This is a genomic window from Streptomyces sp. NPDC045678 (assembly GCF_056432085.1).
The window spans coordinates 293,828-314,008 of record NZ_JBWKJS010000006.1; the positions used below are offsets into that span (position 1 = coordinate 293,828).

Consider the following 20,181-nt stretch of genomic DNA (forward strand, 5'->3'; position numbering starts at 1 on the left):
GGCTTAGGGTCGTCGGCATGCCTCACACACCGCTTGACCTCACGCTCGACGCCGCGGAGCTCACCGCGCGACTGGTCGATTTCCCGTCCCCGAGCGGCGAGGAGAAGGCGCTCGCCGACGCCATCGAGACGGCCCTGCGCGCCCTGCCGCACCTCACGGTCGACCGGCACGGCAACAACGTGGTGGCCCGCACGAACCTCGGCCGCGCGGAGCGGGTCATCCTCGCCGGGCACATCGACACCGTGCCGATCGCGGACAACGTGCCCTCCCGCCTCGACGAGGACGGCGTCCTGTGGGGCTGCGGCACCTGCGACATGAAGTCGGGCGTCGCCGTCCAGCTGCGCATCGCGCAGACGGTGACCGAGCCCAACCGCGACCTGACCTTCGTCTTCTACGACAACGAAGAGGTGGCCGCCCACCTCAACGGCCTCGGGCACGTCGCCGAGGCCCACCCCGACTGGCTGGCCGGTGACTTCGCCGTCCTCCTCGAACCCACCGACGGACAGGTCGAGGGCGGCTGCCAGGGCACCCTGCGGGTCCTCCTGAAGACCAGGGGCGTACGGGCGCACTCCGCACGCGCGTGGATGGGCTCCAACGCGATCCACGCGGCCACCCCGATCCTCGAGAAGCTCGCCGCGTACGAGCCGCGCAAGCCGGTGGTGGAGGGCCTGGAGTTCCACGAGGGCCTCAACGCCGTCCGCATCGAGGGCGGCGTCGCCACCAACGTCATCCCCGACGAGTGCACCGTCACCGTCAACTTCCGCTACGCCCCCGACCGCAGCGAGGAAGAGGCCCTCTCCTTCGTCCGCGACTACTTCGCGGACTGCGGCGTCGACGAGTTCATCGTCGACGACCACACGGGCGCGGCCCGCCCCGGCCTCACCCACCCGGCCGCCGCGGCGTTCATGGCGGCCGTCGGCGGCGAGGCACGCCCCAAGTTCGGCTGGACGGACGTCTCCCGCTTCAGCGCGCTCGGCGTGCCCGCGGTGAACTACAGCCCCGGCAACCCGCTGCTCGCGCACAAGATCGACGAGCGCGTCGAGGCGTCGCTGATTCCGGTGGCGGAGGAGAGGCTGCGGTCCTGGCTGACGTCGTGACGGGCGAGGCACCCGGTGCCGGACATCCCGACGTCCCTCGGACGTAACCCGCGTAGATCTACGCTGTGAGTCACGTACGCAGTCACGTACGCATGGAGGGAGCAGACGATGGGCCATCCGGAGAAAAGCGCCGAGAGCGCTGCCCGCGACACCGGTGCCAGGAAGCGTCCTGAGGAGCAGCGGCTCGGTCCGGTGCTGCGCCGGCGGGACAAGGTGCAGGCCGGCACCACCGATCAGCGTCTCCTCGACTCCGACGGACCCTCCGAATGGGTCCACACGGACCCCTGGAGAGTCCTGCGCATCCAGTCCGAGTTCATCGAGGGTTTCGGTACCCTCGCCGAACTCCCGCCCGCGATCAGCGTGTTCGGCTCGGCGCGCACGGGGGAGGGTTCTCCGGAGTACGCGGCCGGGGTCGAGATCGGCAAGGCGCTCGTGGAGGCGGGCTTCGCGGTGATCACGGGCGGCGGGCCCGGCGCGATGCAGGCCGCCAACCAAGGGGCCGTCGAGGCGAAGGGCACGTCGGTCGGTCTCGGCATCGAGCTGCCCTTCGAGCAGGGCCTCAACCCGTATGTCGACATCGGCGTCAACTTCCGCTACTTCTTCGTCCGCAAGACGATGTTCGTGAAGTACGCGCAGGGCTTCGTGGTCCTGCCCGGCGGCCTCGGCACCCTGGACGAGCTCTTCGAAGCGCTCACGCTCGTCCAGACCCGCAAGGTCACGCGGTTCCCGATCGTCCTCTTCGGCTCGCAGTACTGGGGCGGCCTCGTCGACTGGCTGAAGAACACGGTCATCGCCCAGGGCAAGGCCTCGGAGGCCGACCTGCTCCTCTTCCACGTCACGGACGACGTGGAAGAGGCCATCTCCCTGGTGACGAAAGAAGTGGGCAAGTAAAGGCGGAACTCCCCGAAGGGGAGTTCACGCAAGCCCCCGGCGGGCGACCGCCGGGGGCCTGTGCCCCGCGTTCGTCGCCACCATGACCTCTTCTTCGTGCCACGCTCGCGCCGTTCGGCGCCGGGGCGCCTTCCGGGCTTCGCGTGGCTGTGCCGGACTCCGTCCGGCTGCGGCCGGGGCTCAGGCCAGTCCGCGCCGTGCGACGGCCGGCGCCCGATGCCCCGCGATCGTCGCCACCATGTCGAGCACCTGCTTCGTCTCCGCCACCTCGTGCACGCGGTACACCTGCGCGCCCAGCCAGGCCGAGACCGCCGTCGTCGCGAGGGTGCCGAGGACGCGCTCCTTGACCGGCTTGTCGAGGGTCTCGCCCACGAAGTCCTTGTTGGAGAGGGAGACCAGGACGGGCCAGCCCGTCTCCGTCATCTCGCCGAGGCGGCGGGTCGCCTCCAGGCTGTGCCGGGTGTTCTTGCCGAAGTCGTGCCCCGGGTCGATCATCACGGACTCGCGCGGCACACCCAGCTCCACCGCGCGCTCGGCCAGGCCGACCGTCACCCGCAGGATGTCCGCCATCACGTCGTCGTACGTGACGCGGTGCGGCCTCGTGCGCGGCTCGGCGCCGCCCGCGTGCGTGCAGACAAGGCCCGCCCCGTACCGCGCGGCGACCTCCGCGAGCTTCGGGTCGACGCCGCCCCACGCGTCGTTGAGCACATCGGCGCCCGCCTCGCAGACCGCCTCGCCGACGTCGTGCCGCCAGGTGTCGACGCTGATCACCACATCGGGGAACCGCCTGCGCACCTCGGCGACGAAACCGACCGTGCGGCGCGCCTCCTCCTCGGCGCTCACCTCGTCGCCAGGACCCGCCTTGACCCCGCCGATGTCGATGATCGCGGCACCCTCGGCCACGGCCTGCTCCACGCGCGCGAGCGCCGGTTCGTCGCGGAACGTGGCCCCCTGGTCGTAGAAGGAGTCCGGGGTCCGGTTCACGATCGCCATGATCACCGGCTCGTGCGCGTCGAACTCGCGCCTGCCAAGCCTGAGCATCCCCTGTGGCCCTCCTGGGTCCTAGTCGCGGTTCGGCCGCCTGTGACCTTAACTGTCGGAACCACGTGGCACGATCGGACCCTGACAGTTTGAGCACGGGCAGTCGAGCGTGAGGGCCTGAAGAGATGGTCTTGTTCTTGTTCCTGGTCATCGCCCTCCTCGTGGTGGTCGGCGCGGTGACCCTGGCCGTGATCGGCGGCGGGGAGAGCGGCGCGCTGCCCGACGCCGCGCCCGAGCGGTTCACCGACCCGCTGCCCCCCGACCGCCCGCTGCGCCGCGCCGACGTCGACCTGGTGCGCTTCCCGATGACCCTGCGCGGCTACCACATGGGCGAGGTGGACGACGTGCTCGGCCGGCTGGGTGCCGAGCTCGCCGAGCGGGACGCCCGCATCGCCGAGCTGGAGGCCGCCCTGGCCGGCGCGCAGGCCACCGCGGTCGCGGGCCCCGCCCTCTTCGAGGGGTACGAGGGGTACGAACCGGGCGCGGTCGAGGACAAGTCCGTCGAGGACAGGTCCGTCCGGGGCAAGTCCGTCCAGGACAAGGTGCGGGACGAGAAGGGCGACGACCAGTGAGCGACGGGAGCGGCGCGGTCGCGGGTCCGGACGGCGGGCTCCGCTGCCCCTGGGGCCTGTCCACCGAGGACTACGTGACGTACCACGACGAGGAGTGGGGCCGCCCGGTCCGCGGTGACGACGCGCTGTACGAGAGGCTCTGCCTGGAGGCGTTCCAGTCGGGCCTCTCCTGGATCACGATCCTGCGCCGCCGCGAGGGCTTCCGCGCCGCCTTCGCCGACTTCAGGATCGCCTCGGTGGCGGAGTTCACCGACGAGGACCGCGAGCGGCTCCTCGCCGACCCGGGGATCATCCGCAACCGCGCCAAGATCGACGCGACCCTCGCCAACGCGCGCGTGCTCGCTGACTGGTCCGAGGGCGAACTGGACTCCCTGATCTGGTCCTTCGCGCCGGACCCCGCGACCCGCGAGGTCCCGCGGACCCTCGCCGACGTGCCCGCGATCACCGACGAGTCCACGGCCCTGTCCAAGGCACTCAAGAAGCGCGGCATCCGCTTCGTCGGCCCCACCACGGCGTACGCGCTGATGCAGGCCTGCGGCCTGGTCGACGACCACCTCGCGGACTGCGTGGCCCGCGAGGCGTCGTGACGGGTCCGTGGCTCAGCGCCCCAGGTACTTGGGCTTCTCCTTGGCGATGAAGGCCTGGACGGCGATCGCGTGGTCCTCGGACGCCCCGGCCCTGCCCTGGAGCTCGTCCTCCTTGTCGAGCGCCTCGTCCAGGGAGTGGCCCGCCGCGTAGGCGAGGGACTCCTTGAGCGCTGCGTAGGCCAGCGTCGGGCCTTCGGCCAGGGCGCGGGCCACCTGCGCCGCCTCGGCGGCGAGGTCGGCGGCGGGGACGATCTTGTTGGCGATCCCCAGGTCGTACGCCTCCCGTGCGTCGATGTTGCGCGGGAACAGCAGCAGGTCCGCGGCGCGGCCGGGGCCGATCACGCGCGGCAGCGTCCAGGAGACGCCCGAGTCGGCGGTCAGCGCGACGCCGGCGAAGGAGGTGTTGAACTTGGCGGTGTCGGCGACCACGCGGTAGTCGGCGGCGAGCGCGAAGCCGAGGCCCGCTCCCGCGGCGACGCCGTTGACGCCCGCCACGACCGGCTTCCGCATGCCGGTCAGCGCCCGGACGATGGGGTTGTAGTGCTCCCGGACGGTGCTCATCGTCTGCCCGGTGCCCGCCTCGCGGTCCGCGGCCAGGCTGCCGATGTGCTCCTTGAGGTCCTGGCCCACACAGAAGGCGCGGCCCGTCGCGGTGAGCAGGACCGCGCGGACGGCGTCGTCGGCGGCGGCCGCGAGCGCGGCCTCCCGCAGGGCGACCTTGGCCTCCGTGTTCATGGCGTTCATCGCCTCGGGACGGTTGATCGTGATCGTCGCGAGTCCGTCGTGCACCTCGTAGAGCACGCTGTCGGCCATCGTGGCCCCCTCCGCTGGTCCAGTACGTAGGAGCTCAGCATGACGGAGATCATCGAGGTCCGGCATGAGGCCATCTATGTGACCTGCGTCAAAGAAATCCGGGACCCTGAGGCGTATGGGGCGGCGAAGTATCGCAGCCACATCGCCGAATTGAGTGGTTTTGCGGGCGCGCGTTGCCCAAGCGATGCCGACCGATGTTGGTCATCGGGTCCTGCCATGCGGGATAATGGCCTGGAAGCAATGTGTTCGATGCCGGTGACACCTGGGTTGTCGGCTGCGATGAGCTGGTTTCAGGAAGGGGAACGAGCATGGCGGCCATGAAGCCGCGGACGGGCGACGGCCCGCTCGAGGTGACCAAGGAGGGGCGGGGCATCGTCATGCGCGTTCCGCTCGAAGGCGGCGGACGACTTGTCGTCGAACTGACTCCGGACGAGGCCGACGCGCTCGGCGACGCCCTGAAGAAGGTCGTCGGCTGACGCGGAAGCGCGCGCATACTTTTTCCACTGCCCCGGCATCGTACGACGATGCCGGGGCAGTGGTGTTTTCCGGGTCCGGGGCCCCAGGGGCCTTGGTGGCGGGGCCCCGCGCTAGCGCTTGACGGCGCAGAGCAGCCCGTCGCCGACGGGCAGCAGCGACGGCACCAGATCAGGGCTCTCGCGCACGGTCCGCAGCAGATCGCGCAGGTGCAGGACCTCCACCGGCTGGGGTCCGGAGTCGACGGTCCTGCCGTCCGCGAGGACGCCCTCGAAGCAGACGAGACCGCCGGGCCGCAGCAGGCGCAACGATTCAGCGAGGTATTCGAGGGACTCCAGGCGGTCGCCGTCGCAGAAGACGAGGTCGTACCCGCCGTCCGCGAGACGCGGCAGTACGTCGAGGGCGCGGCCCGGGATGAACCGCGCGCGGTTGCCCGCGAAGCCGGCCGCCCGGAAGGCCTGACGGGCGAACTGCTGGTGGTCGGGTTCGGGATCGACGGTGGTCAGCACGCCGTCGGGCCGCATGCCGTGCAGCAGGTGGATGCCCGACACTCCCGTGCCCGTACCGATTTCGGCCACCGCTTTCGCGTCAGCCGTGGCGGCGAGCATGCGCAGCGCGGCGCCGGTGCCGGGGGACACCGAGGGCAGGCCTGCCTCCCGGGCCCGGTCCCGGGCCCAGCGCAGCGCCTCGTCCTCGGCGACAAAGGCGTCGGCGAACGCCCATCCCGTCTGCCGGTTGCCGGTAATGGCCCTCTCCTGTCCCCGTGGTTGCCTGGCCGTGACTGTATCCGTTGGGCGCGGGAACCCGCAGATGGGACCGCGCGTTTATAGGGGGTGGGAGCACAGCGGGGGTAACGGATGGATCAAGACTTGAAGTGGGCGGCTCGCAGGGGCAGGACACCTGCAGCGAAGCCCGTACCAAATTCACGTAAAAACGCTTATCCGGAGCTAACGGGCGAGGTGGTTATGGTAGGGGCTCCACTGGACACCACCAGAGCCGACAGGGGAGGTGCGGCTGCGTCCGCGGATCGGGGAGGAGTGCTTCGGCGCTTTCTCGGGTTGGCGGGTGAGCCGAAATCCGTGACCGACACCGCTGACCGCATCCGTGCCAACGATTCCGCTCAGACCGCGACCTTTGCCGCTGACGCGGAATCGCAGGCGTGGACTCCGCCCACCTGGGAGGAGATCGTCAGCACGCACAGCGGCCGCGTATACCGCCTGGCGTACCGCCTGACCGGCAATCAGCACGACGCCGAGGACCTCACGCAAGAGGTCTTCGTCCGTGTCTTCCGGTCCCTCTCGACCTACACGCCCGGCACGTTCGAGGGCTGGCTGCACCGCATCACCACGAACCTCTTCCTGGACATGGTGCGCCGCAAGCAGCGCATCCGGTTCGACGCGCTCGGGGACGACGCGGCGGAGCGGCTGCCGAGCCGTGAGCCGTCGCCCCAGCAGGTGTTCAACGACACGCACTTCGACGCGGACGTCCAGCAGGCGCTGGACACCCTCGCGCCCGAGTTCCGTGCGGCCGTCGTCCTCTGCGACATCGAAGGCCTCTCGTACGAGGAGATCGCCGCAACCCTCGGCGTCAAGCTCGGTACGGTCCGCAGCCGTATCCACCGGGGCCGGTCGCAGCTGCGCAAAGCCCTCCAGCACCGGTCTCCCGAGGCCCGCGCCGAGCGCCGTTCGCTCGCGGTCACGGGTGCCGTGGCGCTGGGAGGAGGGGGCGCGACCGCGTGAGTGGATCACGGTCGAATCCTGCCGAACGGCACGTAGCCGAGGCCGAGCAGCATCTGGGGGACCGGCTCGCCGCCCTTGTGGACGGCGAGTTGGGTCATGACGCGCGCGAGCGCGTCCTCGCACATCTGGCGACCTGCCCGATGTGCAAGACGGAGGCGGACGCGCAGCGTCGCCTGAAGAACGTCTTCGCGCAGGCGGCCCCGCCACCGCCCACCGAGAGTTTCCTCGCCCGCCTCCAAGGTCTTCCAGGAGGCGGTTCCGGGCCGTCCGGAGGACCCGGCGCCGAAGACGGGTTCGCCACCGGAGTGACCGGCTCCGCCGGGCTCCCGCGGAACGGGATCTTCGGCGTGAGCACGGAGCCCTTCGTGGAGTACGTGCCCGCGGGCGCCCATGCCGCGGTGCTGCCCAGCGAGCAGCGCGGCTTCCGCATCCACGAGGTCGCCCGCCGGTCCGAGGCGGAGCGTCCGGCCTGGCGCGGGCGACGGTTCGCGTTCGCGGCGGCCGGCGCGGTGTCGATGGCCGCGATCGCGCTCGGTGGTGTCACGGTCGGCGTTCCCACGGACTCCGGGGGCGACACCCGCGCGGGCGGCTCCGGGAGCAATGTGACCCCGCAGCGCAGTCAGGGTTCCGGCACCGCCGCCACCCCCGACTCCGTGCGCCGTCGCGGCGGAGGCAATCCGCTGTCGGTGCAGGGGCAGCGTCCCGGTGCGCTTTCGGCGCCGGTCGCGCCGACGGAGGTCACGGGTCCGCTACTGCCCGGTGCGCCCGCGCAGCCGCTCCGCTCCCGCGATTCCGTGTACGAGCTGACGGCCCCGATGCTCGCGGGCGCCGCCGCCATCTCGCCCCTCATACGCCCGGGGACGCCCGGCCGGCACACCGCCGCCCTGCCCGGCATCAAGCTGCCGCAGGCGTCGGATGCCGTGGTGCCGGGGGACGCGGATCCGATGCGCGCCGACGCGACGGCTCCGGGCGCCGGACCGCTGAAGGGCACGTCGCAGGTCCGCTGACGTGACGGCTGACGCGACGGCGCCCTGCGCTTCCGCGCGGGAACCTGGTTGAATCCTCGGTGGGCCGTGCCCGCCGGGGATTCGGCGGTCACGGGGTTGAGCAAGCAAACGGCGTCCGCCGCGGGCCAGTTGTGGGGAGAACATGGACGAGGGGAAGCCCACGAAGGCGAACTGGTGGAGCCGCCCACGGCCGGGCGAGCGGGCTACGTCAGACGAGCCCTCGCCACAGCCCCCGCACCCCACAGACGCCCCGCCCCCCGCTTCGGAGGCCCCGGCCCAGCCGGATGCGACGTGGACCGAGCCGTCGTACCCGGCCGACGTTGCGCCGGGGCAGTCGCTGGGCGGCTCCGCCGAGGCCCCGGCCCAGCCGGATGCGACGTGGACCGAGCCGTCGCACCCGGCCGACGTTGCGCCGGGGCGGTCGTTGGGCGGCTCCGCCGAGGTCCCGGGGCAGCCGGGCGGGGTGTGGGCCGAGCCGTCGCACCCGGCCGACGTTGCGTCGGGGCGGTCGTTGGGCGGCTCCGCCGAGGTCCCGGGGCAGCCGGGCGGGGTGTGGGCCGAGCCGTCGCTCGCGGCCGACGTTGCGCCGGGCCAGGCGCCGGACGCTTCGGCGGTGCCCGGCCGTTCCGCGCAGGCCCCGGGCCAGTCGGACGCGACGTGGAGCGAGCCGTTGCCTCCTGCCGACGTACCGCAGGGCCAAACGCAGGCGCAGCCGCATGTGGCGTGGGCCGAGCCTGGCGCGCAGCCGCAGCCGCAGCCGCAGTCTCGGGGTGGTTCGGCGCAGTCCGGTGAGTACCCGGCCGCGCCCGGCGGGTCGGGCGCGCAGGAGCCCGGGGGTGGGGAGCGGCCGCGGCCCCTGCACGACCCGGATCCGTACAGCACTCCGCCCTACGGGGAGCCGGGGCCCTGGGCGCCCGCGCCTCCCGTGCAGCACCCCGCGGCGACCCCGGCGCACGGCACCCAGCTCCCGCCGCCCCCGCACGGCGGCACGCCCCCGCACGGCACGCCCGGGCCCGCCCCGCACGTGCCTCAACAGCAGCCCCAGCCTCCGCAGGGCATGGCGGGGCCCGTGCAGCCCGGGGGCGCTCAGGGTGCGCCCAGGCAGCCGTACGACCCCTGGAACGCGCCCCTCCAGCAGATCGGCTCGCTGCCCCCGGAGACCCGGGAGAAGCGGGACAGGCGGGGGCGTCGGGTGCTGTTCATCGGGGTCGCCGTCATCGCCCTGCTCTCGGGGCTCATCGGTGGCGCCACCGGCGCGTACCTGGAGCGCAACGGGACCGGTGACATCGAGCTGCGGCAGGCCGACGCCGAGTCCGCCGACCGGCCCAAGGGCAGCGTCGCCGGCATCGCGTCGGCCAGCCTGCCCGGCGTCGTGACGCTGCACGTCAGCGGCGACTCCGCGCAGGGCACCGGCACCGGCTTCGTCCTCGACGGCAAGGGCCACATCCTCACCAACAATCACGTCGTGGAGCCCGCGGGCACCGGCGGCGAGGTCTCCGTGACCTTCAGCGGCGGCGAGACCGCCAAGGCCGAGGTCGTCGGCCGCGACTCCGGCTACGACCTCGCGGTCGTCAAGGTGAGCGGAGTCCGCGGCCTCAAGCCCCTGCCCCTCGGCAACTCCGAGAACGTCCAGGTGGGCGACGCCGTCGTGGCCATCGGCGCCCCCTTCGACCTGGAGAACACGGTCACCTCCGGGATCATCAGCGCCAAGGAGCGGCCCATCACCGCGGGCGGCGAGAAGGGCGACGGCAGCGACATCTCGTACGTGGACGCCCTGCAGACCGACGCACCGATCAACCCGGGCAACTCCGGCGGCCCCCTCGTCGACTCGAAGGCCCGCGTCATCGGCATCAACAGCGCCATACGCTCCGCGGACGAAGGCTCCGAGCCGGGCGGCGGCCAGGCCGGGTCCATCGGACTCGGCTTCGCCATCCCGATCAACCAGGGCAAGCGCGTCGCCGAAGAACTGATCAACTTCGGCAGGGCGACGCACCCCGTGATCGGCGTCACTCTCGACACGGAGTTCAACGGCGACGGGGCCCGCATAGCGGACAAGGGCAAGAACGGCGGCCCGTCGGTCAACGAGAACGGCCCCGGCGACAAGGCGGGCCTGAAGCCGGGCGACGTCATCACCGAGGTCGACGGCCGCGCCGTGCACTCCAGCGACGAACTGATCGTCAAGGTCCGCGCCCACCGTCCGAAGGACCGTCTGCGGCTGACCGTCGAGCGTGACGGCGGCGACCGCGAGGTGACCCTGGTGCTGGGATCGGCCGGCAGTGGCTGAGTAAAGGACTGGCCACGTCTGCTCCGGGTTGTCGTGCAGCGGCTACCGGACAGACATCAGCGACGGGTACCGTGGTCACGGTCCGACCCGGACGACGACCTGTTGCCGACGACCTGCTGCGGGCTGAGGACATCGCGGACATCGCAAGGAGCTCTAGGTGTTCAATGACATTGGCGCACTCGAGATAGTGACGCTGGTCGTCCTCGCCGTGCTCATCTTCGGTCCGGACAAGCTGCCGAAGGTCATTCAGGACATCTCCCGCACGATCCGCAAGATCCGCGAGTTCTCCGACAGCGCGAAAGCGGACATCCGCGATGAGCTGGGCCCCGAGTTCAAGGACTTCGAGTTCGAGGACCTGAACCCCAAGAAGTTCATCCGCAAGCAGCTCGACAACGACGATCTCGGGCTCAAGGAGATCCGCAACGGCTTCGACCTGAAGAAGGAGATGAACGAGGTCGCGGACGCCGTGCACGGCCGCGACAGCGACTCCTCCGACACCGGCGCGGGAGCCTCCGCTGCCTCGTCCGGCGGAGCCCGCGTCGACATGCGGAAGAACTCCGCGGAGCCCCGGAAGCCGGTCGCCGACGACCGTCCGCCGTTCGACGCGGACGCCACCTGAGCCCTCTCCTGACCTGCCCCCGCCAACAGGTGTGGCTATCCTGCCTTGTTGTCCGGGGTGAGGACGCCCGAGGGGGGCGGGCCGCTCCGGACCGACGAGAGCGAGGAGGCGGCCGGGTACATGGAGACGACAAGTCGGGTGGGCGCGCAGACGCCGACCGCGGAAGGCACCGCACCAGCGGTGTCGACCGCCCGGCGCACGGTCGACGGCTACCTGCTGGCGCCCTTCCCCTGGTACGGCCTCGACGAGGCCTTCACGGGGCAGCGCTGGCTGATGCAGGTCGGCGCGACATCGGACGGTGCCGTGGAGCACGGTTCCATCGGACACGGTGACGAGCCGTCGGTCCTGGCCGAGGGCACCCTCGGCACCAGCGACAAGGAGCGCTTCGCGGTCGTGGTGACCGTCGCCGCCAACCCGGTGCGGCGCACCGCGGACGGCACGGGCGTCCTGGAGGCCACGTCGGTCTCCTCGGCGGCCTGGCTCGCCGGGGTCGGCCTGCTGAACTTCACCTGGCCCGGCCAGATGGACCACACCCTGCGCGACGACTGGCTGGACCAGCAGACGGAGACCGCCTGGGTCCTCGCCGACGACCTCGAGGGCTCCGACTGGTCCTCGCTGTCGCTGCCGGTCGACGGGGTGCCGACGCCCTTCCACTACCGCGAGTCCGAGTACGGCTGGATCCTCGCGGGCTCCACGAAGGAGGGCGTGCACCTGGGCGCGTACGGGCGCGGCATGAGCGCGTACGGGCTGGGCTTCTCCGTCGTCCAGGACATCGGCGCGTACGCCTAGGGCGGCGGGCCGAACGGAGACGGGGGGCGCCGTCGGAGTGACGGCGCCCCCCCTTCCAAGAGATCTGCTCGTACGTCGTCCGCGGGACCGCTGTGGCTGGTCGCGCAGCTCCCCACGTCCCTTACGGGGCGCTCCCGGAGTCTTCTAGAACTTGTTGCGCGGTGTGATGCCCAGGGACATGCCCGACAGGCCGCGCTGGCGGCCGCCCAGCTTGCCCGCGATGGCGCGCAGCGCCGAACCCGCGGGGGAGTCCGGGTCGGACAGGACGACCGGCTTGCCCTCGTCGCCGCCCTCACGCAGCCGTACGTCGATCGGGATGGAGCCGAGGACCGGCACCGCCGTGCCCGTCGTCTTCGTGAGGCCCTCGGCGACCTTCTGGCCGCCGCCCGTGCCGAACACGTCGACCATCTCGTCGCAGTGCGGGCAGGGCAGGCCCGACATGTTCTCGACGACGCCGACGATCTTCTGGTGGGTCTGGACGGCGATGGAGCCGGCCCGCTCGGCGACCTCGGCGGCCGCCTGCTGAGGCGTCGTCACGACCAGGATCTCGGCGTTCGGGACGAGCTGTGCGACCGAGATCGCGATGTCGCCGGTGCCCGGCGGCAGGTCGAGGAGCAGCACGTCCAGGTCGCCCCAGAAGACGTCCGCGAGGAACTGCTGGAGCGCGCGGTGCAGCATCGGGCCGCGCCACACGACCGGCGCGTTGCCCGGGGTGAACATGCCGATGGAGATGACCTTCACGCCGTGCGCCGACGGCGGCATGATCATGTTCTCGACCTGGGTGGGCTTGCCGTCGGCGCCCAGCATGCGGGGCACCGAGTGGCCGTAGATGTCCGCGTCCACGACGCCGACCTTCAGGCCGTCGGCGGCCAGCGCGGCGGCGAGGTTCACCGTCACCGAGGACTTGCCGACGCCGCCCTTGCCGGACGCGACCGCGTAGACGCGGGTCAGCGAGCCGGGCTTGGCGAAGGGGACCTCACGCTCGGCGGTCCCGCCGCGCAGCGCGGCCGCCAGTTCCTTGCGCTGTTCGTCGCCCATCACGTCCAGGGTCACCGTGACGTCCGTGACGCCCTCGACCGCCGCGACCGCGTCGGTCACGTTCTTGGTGATGGTCTCGCGCATCGGGCAGCCGGAGACCGTCAGGTACACGGTGACCGCTACTGCCCCCTCGGCGGAGATGTCCACCGATTTGACCATCCCCAGTTCGGTGATGGGTCGTTGGATCTCGGGGTCGTTCACCGTCGCCAGTGCTTCACGCACCGCGTCTTCCGTAGCCATGGGACCGATAGTACGGCGCGGTAACCCTGCCCTGGAAAGGTATGTCAGCGGTCGCCTACATCACTCCCGCGCGAACGCTCCGACGGGAATACGGCGCGCTGCTCCTCCAGCTCCTTGACCAGGTCCTGGAGCTCGGAGCGGATCCAGTCGCGGGTGGCCACCTCGCCGAGGCCCATGCGCAGCGAGGCGATCTCGCGGGTGAGGTACTCGGTGTCCGCGATGGACCGCTCGTTCTGCTTGCGGTCCTGCTCGAGGTTGACGCGGTCGCGGTCGTCCTGGCGGTTCTGCGCGAGGAGGATCAGCGGGGCGGCGTACGACGCCTGCAGCGACAGCATCAGCGTCAGGAAGATGAACGGGTACTGGTCGAAGCGCAGGTGGTCGGGGGCGGCGATGTTCCACACCACCCACATGATGATGACGACCGTCATCCAGACGATGAACCTGCCGGTCCCCAGGAACCGTGCGATCCGCTCCGAGAGCCGCCCGAAGGCCTCCGGGTCGTAGTCGGGCAGGAGCCTGTTGCGCGGGGGCCTCGGCTGGTCCAGGCGGAAGCGCGGGGTCCGCTGCTCGGGACGGTTCTCGCGGTCGCGGTCAGCCGCCATGGCCCGCCCCTTCCTCCTCCAGGTGGAACTCCGTCTCGCGCCAGTCGTCCGGCAGCATGTGGTCGAGCACGTCGTCGACGGTGATCGCGCCGAGCAGCGAGCCGCTCTCGTCGACGACGGGGGCCGCCACCATGTCATACGTCGCGAAGTACCCCGCGACGGCGGGCAGCGTCGTGCCGGGCGCGAGCGGCAGCAGATCGTCGTCCAGGATCGAGCCGACCAGCGTGTACGGGGGATCGCGCAGCAGCCGCTGGAAGTGCACGGTGCCGAGGTACTTGCCCGTCGGCGTCTCGTCCGGCGGGCGGCACACGTACACCTGTGCGGCGAGCGCGGGGGAGAGGTCCTGCTGCCGCACCCGGGCGAGCGCGTCGGCGACCGTCGCGTCGGGCCGCAGCACGATCGGCTCGGTGGTCATCATGCCGCCGGCGGTCCGCTCCTCGTACGCCATCAGGCGCCGCACGTCCGCCGCGTCGTCGGGCTGCATCAGCGTCAGCAGCCGTTCCTTGTCCTCCTCGGGCAGCTCGGCCAGGAGGTCGGCCGCGTCGTCCGGGTCCATGGCCTCCAGGACGTCGGCGGCGCGCTCCTCCTTGAGCTTCCCGAGGATCTCGATCTGATCGTCCTCGGGGAGCTCCTCCAGGACGTCGGCGAGCCGGTCGTCGTCGAGGGCGGCGGCCACCTCCGTCCGCCGCTTCGGGGAGAGGTGGTGCAGGACGTTCGCGAGGTCGGCGGGGCGCAGCTGCTCGAAGGTGGCCAGGAGGCTCTCCGCGCCCTGCCCGTGCTCCTCCAGGGAGAAGCCGTCCACGGCGGACCAGTCGACGGTGAGCGTCTCGCCCTTGCGCCGGAACGTGCCGGCCTTGCCCTTCCGTACGAAGACGCGGTCGATCTCCCAGTCGCGGCGCGCGGGCAGCTGCTGAATCGATACGTCGAGGACGGTGACCTCGTCGCCCGTCTCGACGAGCCGCACCCGCCGGTCGAGCATCTCGCCGAGCACGAGCCGCTCCGTGGGCCGCTGTTCGAAGCGCCGCACGTTCAGGACGCCGGTGGTGATGACCTGGCCCGACTCGATGCCCGTGACGCGGGTCATCGGCAGGAAGATGCGGCGCCTCGTCGCGAGCTCGACGACGAGCCCGAGGAGCCGGGGCGGCCGTCTGCTGACCCGCAGCATCGCCACCAGATCGCGCACCCGGCCCACCTGGTCGCCGTTCGGGTCGAAGACGGGGGTGCCGGAGAGGTGTGAGACGAAGACCCTGGGGGCACCTGCCGCCATACGTGCTCCTCCTTCAGGCCGGGAGTTTCATGCCGTTTGGTCCGTCAATACGGGCTTCAGGCTAGCCCGTCCCGGTCGGGCGCGCCCCGGCGGAGGGTCCGTAAGGACTGCCGCCGGTCGACTCGGCCGACACAGGTACGCTGCCGTACTGCCGAAGCCGTAGAGGTCGTCCGTACGAGAGGCAGCGCCACCTGTGACCGCTCTTCCCCTGGTCAGCCGCGCCCGCAGGGCAGCGTTCGTGAGCGCGATGTGCGCGGGCCTGGTCGCGGCGGCGACGAGTCTGACGGGCTGCAGCAGCGGCGAGGACCCGGACGCCGGCACCAACGGCGTCGGGAAACTCTCCGCGCCGAAGATCCAGGGCAAGGCGGACAAGGCGGCCGAGTCGGCGTCGGCGGTCCGGCTCTCCGGCACGGTGGTCAGCAAGAGCCACACGTACAGCCTCGACATGCGCCTCAAGGGCGAGGGCGGCACCGGCTCGGTCACCTCCAAGGGGAGGACGTTCCAGCTGCTGCGGATCGGCGAGCAGCTGTACCTGAAGGCCGACACGGAGTTCTGGACGGGCGGGGGCCAGGCCGACGGGAAGTCCGGGAAGGCCGACGCGACGGCCGCCGCCAAGCTGGACGGCAAGTACGTGAAGGTGCCGCAGGGCGACCCCGCCTACCAGCAGCTGAGCGGCTTCACGGACAAGGACAGGCTCCTGAGCGGCATGCTCACGCTGCACGGCAAGCTCACCGTGGGCGACCGCGGCAAGACGGGCGCACTGCGCAGCATCAAGATCGCCGGCGACGAGGGCGCGGGGGGCACGCTCTCCGTCTCGCTGGACGGCAAGCCGTACCCGCTGCGCCTGGACCGCGGCGGCCACGCGGGCACCCTGAAACTCACGGACTGGAACACGGACTTCCCGCTGGAGGAGCCGACCAAGGACGAGATGGTCGACTACGGAAAACAACTCCCGACGTCCTGACGGGGGCCGGGATCGCGGGCCGGATGAGGCAAGCCCCGCAGGGGCGAGCCTCAGGGGCGCGGGGAACTGCGCGAGCAACCACGACGCACCCGCAGGGCAAAGCAGCGAACCCCTCAACGGCGCTTGCGGCGGAACAACAGCCGAGGAAGCCCCGCAGGCAACGCCTCGCGCGTAGTGGCCCCGGTCGGCAGCGGCGCAGCCGCAAGAGACGCGGACGGCAGCTCCGTCGTCACGTCGCGCGGCGTGAGCCGGACGACCCGGCACTGCTCAGCCCACCGCACGGTGACCCGCTCGGCGTCCGGCGCGTTCAACCGCTTCCCCTTGAGCTCGGCGACAGCCGCCTCCCACTCCGGGGAGCCGGGCGCCGGCTCACTCACGTCCGCCGTCCAGGCGACAAGGCGCCCGCCCTTGTCCTTGCTGCGCACGGTCACCTCGGCGGTGCCCCCGTCGACGAGCCCCGGCAGCGGCTGCTCGCCGGGACCGTCGCCGACGAGGTGCACGGCGCCCTCGTGCCAGATGTGCCAGAGCGCCCGGGCGGGCGAGCCCTCGCCCTGAACCCAGATGAGGCCGGACTTCTTGGTGGCCTCCTCGACGAGGGCGCGGTCGAGCAGCGGGTCAGCAGTCATGGACGGCAGCCTACCGAGTGGGGGTCACAGCCAGCCGTTGCGCTTCAGGGTCCGGTGGATCGCGAAGCAGACGCCGCCGATGAGGGCGAGCACCATCGGGTAGCCGTACCGCCAGCGCAGCTCGGGCATGTGGTCGAAGTTCATGCCGTAGACCCCGCAGACGGCCGTGGGCACGGCGATGATCGCCGCCCACGAGGTGATCTTGCGCATGTCCTCGTTCTGCGCGACGGCGGCCTGTGCGAGGTTGGCCTGGAGGATCGAGTTGAGCAGCTCGTCGAAGCCGATGACCTGTTCCTGGACGCGCGTGAGGTGGTCGGCGACGTCACGGAAGTACTTCTGGATGTCGGGGTCGACGAGCCGCATCGGCCGCTCACTGAGCAGCAGCATCGGCCGAAGGAGCGGGGACACGGCCCGCTTGAACTCGAGGACCTCGCGCTTGAGCTGGTAAATCCGCCCGGCGTCGACGCCGCGCGAGGTGCCCTTGCCCTTGCTCGGCGCGGAGAACACCTCGCTCTCCACGTCGTCGATGTCGTCCTGCATGGCGTCGGCGACCGCGATGTACCCGTCGACGACGTGGTCGGCGATGGTGTGCAGAACGGCGGAGGGGCCCTTGGCGAGCAGCTCGGGGTCCTCCTGGAGGCGGCGGCGCAGGGCGCGCAGCGAGCCGTGGCCGCCGTGCCGGACGGTGATGAAGAAGTCCCGGCCGGTGAAGCACATCACCTCGCCGGTCTCCACGACCTCGCTGGTGGCGGTGAGTTCGGTGTGCTCGACGTAGTGGATGGTCTTGAAGACGGTGAACAGCGTGTCGTCGTACCGCTCCAGCTTGGGCCGCTGGTGGGCGTGGACGGCGTCCTCGACGGCGAGCGGGTGCAGCCCGAACTCGGCCGCGATACCGGCGAATTCGGCCTCGGTCGGCTCGTGCAGGCCGATCCAGGCGAAGCCGCCCCGCCGGCGCACCTCGAGCATCGCCTCGTGGGGGGTGAGGGTGTCGGCGCACTCCAGGCGGCTTCCGTCGCGGTAGACGGCGCAGTCGACGACGGCGGAGGCGGCGTCACGGGTGGCGTCGTAGGTGTCGTACGACGCGGGGGAGGAGGGGTAGGCGGTGCCTTCCTTGCGCAGCGAGGGGCGGACGGCGGCACGAAGGTCGCGGATCATCGACATGGGCAGGCTCCTTCGAAGGAGGCCGCCGGCGACGGTTGGAACTGCCCGGAATGGGGACGTCCTACTGCGGGATGTTTGGCACGTCCGCAAAGCGGGAAGCACCGCACCGTCGCGGTGGCAGCTTCGCTACTGACACAGATCAGGAAACTCAGACAGATCAGGTGGGAACGAAGTGCTCTTCCGACGCACACGGCACGAACAGTGCTCGCGGTGCGTGCGTGTGCTCGCGCAGCTACGGGGCTGCGGGAATCACCGGGCGGAAGAGCGGGTGGTACTGCACGGTCGACTTCGGTCCATTGCAGCCCCACCTCCTCCGGCCGGTCCCCCGTAAGGGAAGTCCCATGCGCCCTTCACGCCCGTGGCGCGAAGTCAGTGTCTGTCTGCAGGGCTTGAAAGCGACGCTTCTGCGTGCTGCCCTGAGCCAGCGGCCAACACTATCAGCCGACAGAAGGTCAAGCCCCCGTTTTGCCCTTACCTGACGAGTTCTATGCTCGCGTCATGGCTGATGTTCTTGCGCTGGTCGAGGCCCGTCTCCTTACCGGCCTGGGGGAACCCGACGCGCGCGCCGCGGTGACCTTCCTCGGTACCGACCGCGTGGAAGTGCTGCGTTTCACGGACGGCGACGTGGTGCGCTATGCCACGCTCGGGATGTCGGCCCAGCCGATGGCCGACCCCACCGCCGCGCTCGCCGACCCGGTCAAGGGGCCGCGCGCCGAGCTGGTGCTCTCGGTACGAGCCGGGCTCGCCGACACGGACAAGGTGCTGCGGCCGCTCGCCGTCCTCGCCGCCTCGCCCCAGGTCGAGGGGTTGATCGTGGCGCCCGGCGCGTCGCTGGACGTGGGCGAACCGCTCTGGCCGGGCGCGCCGTTCACCTCGGTGCTGGTGGCGGAGTCCGGCGGTCTGGTCGAGGACCTCGCGCTGGACGAGCCCATGGATCCCGTACGGTTCCTGCCGCTGCTTCCCATGACGCCGAACGAGGCGGCGTGGAAGCGGGTGCACGGCGCGGCGGCCTTGCAGGAGCGCTGGCTGAACAGCGGAACGGACCTGCGCGATCCGCTGCGCAAGTCCGTGTCCCTGGACTGAAGTCCCGCCGCTGACGACTCAGTTGGCGAAGACCGTGACGCTGTCCTCGGCGGCGTGCTGGGGTTCCAGTTCCTCGGCCTCGTGCGTGAGGGCGTTCCTGCGTACCCACACCACGACCGCGCCGAGCACCGCTGTGACGGCCGCGACCACGAACGGGATGTGGATGTTGCTCCACTCCTCGATCTTCGGCGCGAAGAACGGCGCGGCGGCGGCCGCGAACCAGCGGACGAAGTTGTAGCCGGCGCTGGCCACCGGGCGCGGCGCGTCGGAGACCCCGAGGGCGAGCTCGGTGTAGACGGTGTTGTTCACGCCGATGAAGGCGCCGGACAGGATGGTGCAGACGACGGCGACCGTGTGGTTGCCGTAGCCGAGCACCAGGACGTCGGCGGCGAGCAGCACCAGTGAGCTGCCGAGCACCTTCAGCGAGCCGAACCGCGCCTGCAGTCGCGGCGCCACCAGTACGGAGAACACCGCGAGGAGCACGCCCCAGGCGAAGAAGACCGCGCCCGATTTGTACGGGGACATGTTCAGTACGAACGGCGTGAAGGCCAGCACGGTGAAGAACGTGTAGTTGTAGAAGAAGGCGGAGGCGGCCGCGGAGGCGAGTCCGCCGTGGCCGAGCGCCTTGACCGGGTCGAGCAGGGACGTCTTCCGCACGGGTTTCGGCTGTTCCTTGAGGAACGCGGTGATGCAGAGGAAGCCGATCGCCATCAGGGCCGCGGTGCCGAAGAACGGGTAGCGCCAGCTGGCGTCGCCGAGCAGCGCGCCGACGAGCGGGCCGCAGGCCATGCCGAGGCCGAGCGCCGACTCGTACAGCAGGATCGCGGCCGCGCTGCCGCCGGCCGCGGCGCCGACGATGACGGCGAGGGCGGTCGAGACGAAGAGCGCGTTGCCGAGCCCCCAGCCGGCCCGGAAGCCGACGAGTTCGCCGACCGATCCCGACGTGCCGGACAGGGCCGCGAAGACCACGACGAGCGCGAGGCCGAGCAGCAGGGTCTTCTTGCCGCCGATGCGGCTGGAGACGAAGCCGGTGACCAGCATCGCGACCGCGGTGATCAGGAAGTACGAGGTGAAGAGGAGGGACACCTGACTCGCGCTCGCGTCCAGGCCCTTGGCGATGGAGGGCAGGATCGGGTCGACGAGTCCGATGCCCATGAAGGCGACGACGGAGGCGCCCGCCGTCGCCCAGACGGCCTTCGGCTGCCGCAGCAGGCTGCCCGCCCCGGCGTCGAACGGGTCCCCTTCGGCGGGACCCCCTGTGCTGCTGTTCATACAGCCGCTCCTTCG

The 20,181-nt window shown here is 71.2% G+C and carries 22 protein-coding genes; 13 read left to right on the top strand and 9 right to left on the bottom strand.

The genetic code is table 11. From position 1 onward, the window contains the following. Positions 1-17 precede the first annotated feature (17 nt). Positions 18-1,097 carry a succinyl-diaminopimelate desuccinylase gene (gene dapE / locus AC07DO_RS22490; RefSeq protein WP_479062025.1) on the top strand — a complete coding sequence of 360 codons (1,080 nt, stop codon included), beginning with the start codon at positions 18-20 and terminating at the stop codon, positions 1,095-1,097. 108 nt (positions 1,098-1,205) lie between these two features. Continuing rightward, on the top strand, positions 1,206-1,988 hold the full coding sequence (locus AC07DO_RS22495; RefSeq protein ID WP_479062026.1) for an LOG family protein: 783 nt from the start codon (positions 1,206-1,208) through the stop codon (positions 1,986-1,988). Positions 1,989-2,168: 180 nt separating this feature from the next. Here the strand turns inward: AC07DO_RS22495 and folP are convergent, their stop codons facing one another. Further along, positions 2,169-3,029 carry a dihydropteroate synthase gene (gene folP / locus AC07DO_RS22500; RefSeq protein ID WP_479062028.1) on the bottom strand — a complete coding sequence of 287 codons (861 nt, stop codon included), beginning with the start codon at positions 3,027-3,029 and terminating at the stop codon, positions 2,169-2,171. Positions 3,030-3,154: 125 nt separating this feature from the next. Here folP and AC07DO_RS22505 point away from each other — a divergent pair, with 125 nt between their 5' ends. Then, positions 3,155-3,601 (top strand): DivIVA domain-containing protein, encoded by a 447-nt coding sequence (locus tag AC07DO_RS22505; RefSeq protein ID WP_479062029.1) that lies wholly within the window; start codon positions 3,155-3,157, stop codon positions 3,599-3,601. Continuing rightward, positions 3,598-4,188: a DNA-3-methyladenine glycosylase I gene (locus AC07DO_RS22510; protein ID WP_479062030.1), complete on the top strand. Its 591-nt coding sequence runs from the start codon at positions 3,598-3,600 to the stop codon at positions 4,186-4,188. The genes AC07DO_RS22505 and AC07DO_RS22510 overlap by 4 nt, the downstream gene beginning before the upstream one ends. 12 nt (positions 4,189-4,200) lie before the next feature. On the opposite strand, the gene chcB is transcribed toward AC07DO_RS22510, so the two are convergent. Beyond that, positions 4,201-5,001, bottom strand: coding sequence for a 2-cyclohexenylcarbonyl CoA isomerase (gene chcB, locus AC07DO_RS22515; RefSeq protein WP_479062032.1), 801 nt, complete (start codon positions 4,999-5,001; stop codon positions 4,201-4,203). A gap of 39 nt (positions 5,002-5,040) precedes the next feature. Between chcB and AC07DO_RS22520 the strand changes: the two genes are divergently transcribed. Together AC07DO_RS22520 and AC07DO_RS22525 are read left to right on the top strand one after the other, a co-directional pair. Continuing rightward, the gene (locus AC07DO_RS22520) at positions 5,041-5,322 is read left to right on the top strand and encodes a hypothetical protein (RefSeq protein ID WP_479062034.1); all 282 of its coding nucleotides are present in this window, start codon (positions 5,041-5,043) and stop codon (positions 5,320-5,322) included. After that, positions 5,310-5,477, top strand: coding sequence for a DUF3117 domain-containing protein (locus AC07DO_RS22525; RefSeq protein ID WP_003966491.1), 168 nt, complete (start codon positions 5,310-5,312; stop codon positions 5,475-5,477). Before AC07DO_RS22520 ends, AC07DO_RS22525 begins: the two co-directional genes overlap by 13 nt. A gap of 111 nt (positions 5,478-5,588) precedes the next feature. Here AC07DO_RS22525 and AC07DO_RS22530 read toward each other — a convergent pair whose 3' ends face one another. After that, positions 5,589-6,287: an O-methyltransferase gene (locus AC07DO_RS22530; protein WP_479062476.1), complete on the bottom strand. Its 699-nt coding sequence runs from the start codon at positions 6,285-6,287 to the stop codon at positions 5,589-5,591. A gap of 153 nt (positions 6,288-6,440) precedes the next feature. Between AC07DO_RS22530 and sigE the strand changes: the two genes are divergently transcribed. The 5 genes from sigE (at position 6,441) to AC07DO_RS22555 (ending at position 11,913) form a co-directional block, all read left to right on the top strand. After that, positions 6,441-7,214, top strand: a complete 774-nt coding sequence (gene sigE, locus AC07DO_RS22535; protein ID WP_190329429.1) for an RNA polymerase sigma factor SigE — start codon at positions 6,441-6,443, stop codon at positions 7,212-7,214. Beyond that, on the top strand, positions 7,211-8,221 hold the full coding sequence (locus AC07DO_RS22540; RefSeq protein ID WP_479062036.1) for an anti-sigma factor family protein: 1,011 nt from the start codon (positions 7,211-7,213) through the stop codon (positions 8,219-8,221). The genes sigE and AC07DO_RS22540 overlap by 4 nt, the downstream gene beginning before the upstream one ends. Before the next feature lie 718 nt (positions 8,222-8,939). Further along, positions 8,940-10,505 carry a S1C family serine protease gene (locus AC07DO_RS22545; RefSeq protein WP_479062478.1) on the top strand — a complete coding sequence of 522 codons (1,566 nt, stop codon included), beginning with the start codon at positions 8,940-8,942 and terminating at the stop codon, positions 10,503-10,505. Positions 10,506-10,662: 157 nt separating this feature from the next. Next, positions 10,663-11,124 (top strand): sec-independent translocase, encoded by a 462-nt coding sequence (locus tag AC07DO_RS22550; RefSeq protein WP_479062038.1) that lies wholly within the window; start codon positions 10,663-10,665, stop codon positions 11,122-11,124. Positions 11,125-11,244: 120 nt separating this feature from the next. Continuing rightward, the gene (locus tag AC07DO_RS22555) at positions 11,245-11,913 is read left to right on the top strand and encodes a hypothetical protein (RefSeq protein WP_479062040.1); all 669 of its coding nucleotides are present in this window, start codon (positions 11,245-11,247) and stop codon (positions 11,911-11,913) included. Between the two features lie 144 nt (positions 11,914-12,057). Here the strand turns inward: AC07DO_RS22555 and AC07DO_RS22560 are convergent, their stop codons facing one another. The 3 genes from AC07DO_RS22560 to AC07DO_RS22570 are packed head-to-tail and all read right to left on the bottom strand — an operon-like array spanning position 12,058 to position 15,060. Then, positions 12,058-13,191 carry an Mrp/NBP35 family ATP-binding protein gene (locus AC07DO_RS22560; RefSeq protein ID WP_479062042.1) on the bottom strand — a complete coding sequence of 378 codons (1,134 nt, stop codon included), beginning with the start codon at positions 13,189-13,191 and terminating at the stop codon, positions 12,058-12,060. Positions 13,192-13,235: 44 nt separating this feature from the next. Continuing rightward, on the bottom strand, positions 13,236-13,793 hold the full coding sequence (locus AC07DO_RS22565; RefSeq protein WP_479062044.1) for a DUF1003 domain-containing protein: 558 nt from the start codon (positions 13,791-13,793) through the stop codon (positions 13,236-13,238). Beyond that, positions 13,783-15,060 carry a magnesium transporter MgtE N-terminal domain-containing protein gene (locus AC07DO_RS22570; RefSeq protein WP_479062046.1) on the bottom strand — a complete coding sequence of 426 codons (1,278 nt, stop codon included), beginning with the start codon at positions 15,058-15,060 and terminating at the stop codon, positions 13,783-13,785. The genes AC07DO_RS22565 and AC07DO_RS22570 overlap by 11 nt, the downstream gene beginning before the upstream one ends. A gap of 193 nt (positions 15,061-15,253) precedes the next feature. Here AC07DO_RS22570 and AC07DO_RS22575 point away from each other — a divergent pair, with 193 nt between their 5' ends. Beyond that, complete coding sequence (locus tag AC07DO_RS22575; RefSeq protein ID WP_479062048.1) at positions 15,254-16,024, top strand: hypothetical protein; 771 nt, start codon at positions 15,254-15,256, stop codon at positions 16,022-16,024. A 113-nt stretch (positions 16,025-16,137) separates the two neighbouring features. On the opposite strand, the gene AC07DO_RS22580 is transcribed toward AC07DO_RS22575, so the two are convergent. Both AC07DO_RS22580 and AC07DO_RS22585 read right to left on the bottom strand, forming a co-directional pair. Next, the gene (locus AC07DO_RS22580; protein WP_479062050.1) at positions 16,138-16,650 is read right to left on the bottom strand and encodes a hypothetical protein; all 513 of its coding nucleotides are present in this window, start codon (positions 16,648-16,650) and stop codon (positions 16,138-16,140) included. A 24-nt stretch (positions 16,651-16,674) separates the two neighbouring features. Then, positions 16,675-17,811 carry a magnesium and cobalt transport protein CorA gene (locus tag AC07DO_RS22585; RefSeq protein ID WP_479062052.1) on the bottom strand — a complete coding sequence of 379 codons (1,137 nt, stop codon included), beginning with the start codon at positions 17,809-17,811 and terminating at the stop codon, positions 16,675-16,677. A 498-nt stretch (positions 17,812-18,309) separates the two neighbouring features. On the opposite strand from AC07DO_RS22585, the gene AC07DO_RS22590 reads away from it, so the two are divergent. Beyond that, positions 18,310-18,894, top strand: a complete 585-nt coding sequence (locus tag AC07DO_RS22590) for a suppressor of fused domain protein (protein WP_479062054.1) — start codon at positions 18,310-18,312, stop codon at positions 18,892-18,894. An 18-nt stretch (positions 18,895-18,912) separates the two neighbouring features. Here the strand turns inward: AC07DO_RS22590 and AC07DO_RS22595 are convergent, their stop codons facing one another. Further along, entirely contained in the window at positions 18,913-20,166 is a 1,254-nt protein-coding gene (locus AC07DO_RS22595) for an MFS transporter (RefSeq protein ID WP_479062056.1), read from the bottom strand. Positions 20,167-20,181 lie beyond the last annotated feature (15 nt).

Coding starts and splice junctions, on each gene's coding strand:
- chcB (WP_479062032.1), bottom strand. CDS start 5,001: ATGGCCGACAGCGTGCTCTACGAGGTGCACGACGGACTCGCGACGATC.
- AC07DO_RS22495 (WP_479062026.1), top strand. CDS start 1,206: ATGGGCCATCCGGAGAAAAGCGCCGAGAGCGCTGCCCGCGACACCGGT.
- AC07DO_RS22525 (WP_003966491.1), top strand. CDS start 5,310: ATGGCGGCCATGAAGCCGCGGACGGGCGACGGCCCGCTCGAGGTGACC.
- AC07DO_RS22505 (WP_479062029.1), top strand. CDS start 3,155: ATGGTCTTGTTCTTGTTCCTGGTCATCGCCCTCCTCGTGGTGGTCGGC.
- AC07DO_RS22585 (WP_479062052.1), bottom strand. CDS start 17,811: ATGTCGATGATCCGCGACCTTCGTGCCGCCGTCCGCCCCTCGCTGCGC.
- AC07DO_RS22560 (WP_479062042.1), bottom strand. CDS start 13,191: ATGGCTACGGAAGACGCGGTGCGTGAAGCACTGGCGACGGTGAACGAC.
- AC07DO_RS22590 (WP_479062054.1), top strand. CDS start 18,310: ATGGCTGATGTTCTTGCGCTGGTCGAGGCCCGTCTCCTTACCGGCCTG.
- folP (WP_479062028.1), bottom strand. CDS start 3,029: ATGCTCAGGCTTGGCAGGCGCGAGTTCGACGCGCACGAGCCGGTGATC.
- AC07DO_RS22520 (WP_479062034.1), top strand. CDS start 5,041: ATGACGGAGATCATCGAGGTCCGGCATGAGGCCATCTATGTGACCTGC.
- sigE (WP_190329429.1), top strand. CDS start 6,441: ATGGTAGGGGCTCCACTGGACACCACCAGAGCCGACAGGGGAGGTGCG.
- AC07DO_RS22580 (WP_479062050.1), bottom strand. CDS start 16,650: ATGACTGCTGACCCGCTGCTCGACCGCGCCCTCGTCGAGGAGGCCACC.
- AC07DO_RS22565 (WP_479062044.1), bottom strand. CDS start 13,793: ATGGCGGCTGACCGCGACCGCGAGAACCGTCCCGAGCAGCGGACCCCG.
- dapE (WP_479062025.1), top strand. CDS start 18: ATGCCTCACACACCGCTTGACCTCACGCTCGACGCCGCGGAGCTCACC.
- AC07DO_RS22595 (WP_479062056.1), bottom strand. CDS start 20,166: ATGAACAGCAGCACAGGGGGTCCCGCCGAAGGGGACCCGTTCGACGCC.
- AC07DO_RS22555 (WP_479062040.1), top strand. CDS start 11,245: ATGGAGACGACAAGTCGGGTGGGCGCGCAGACGCCGACCGCGGAAGGC.
- AC07DO_RS22570 (WP_479062046.1), bottom strand. CDS start 15,060: ATGGCGGCAGGTGCCCCCAGGGTCTTCGTCTCACACCTCTCCGGCACC.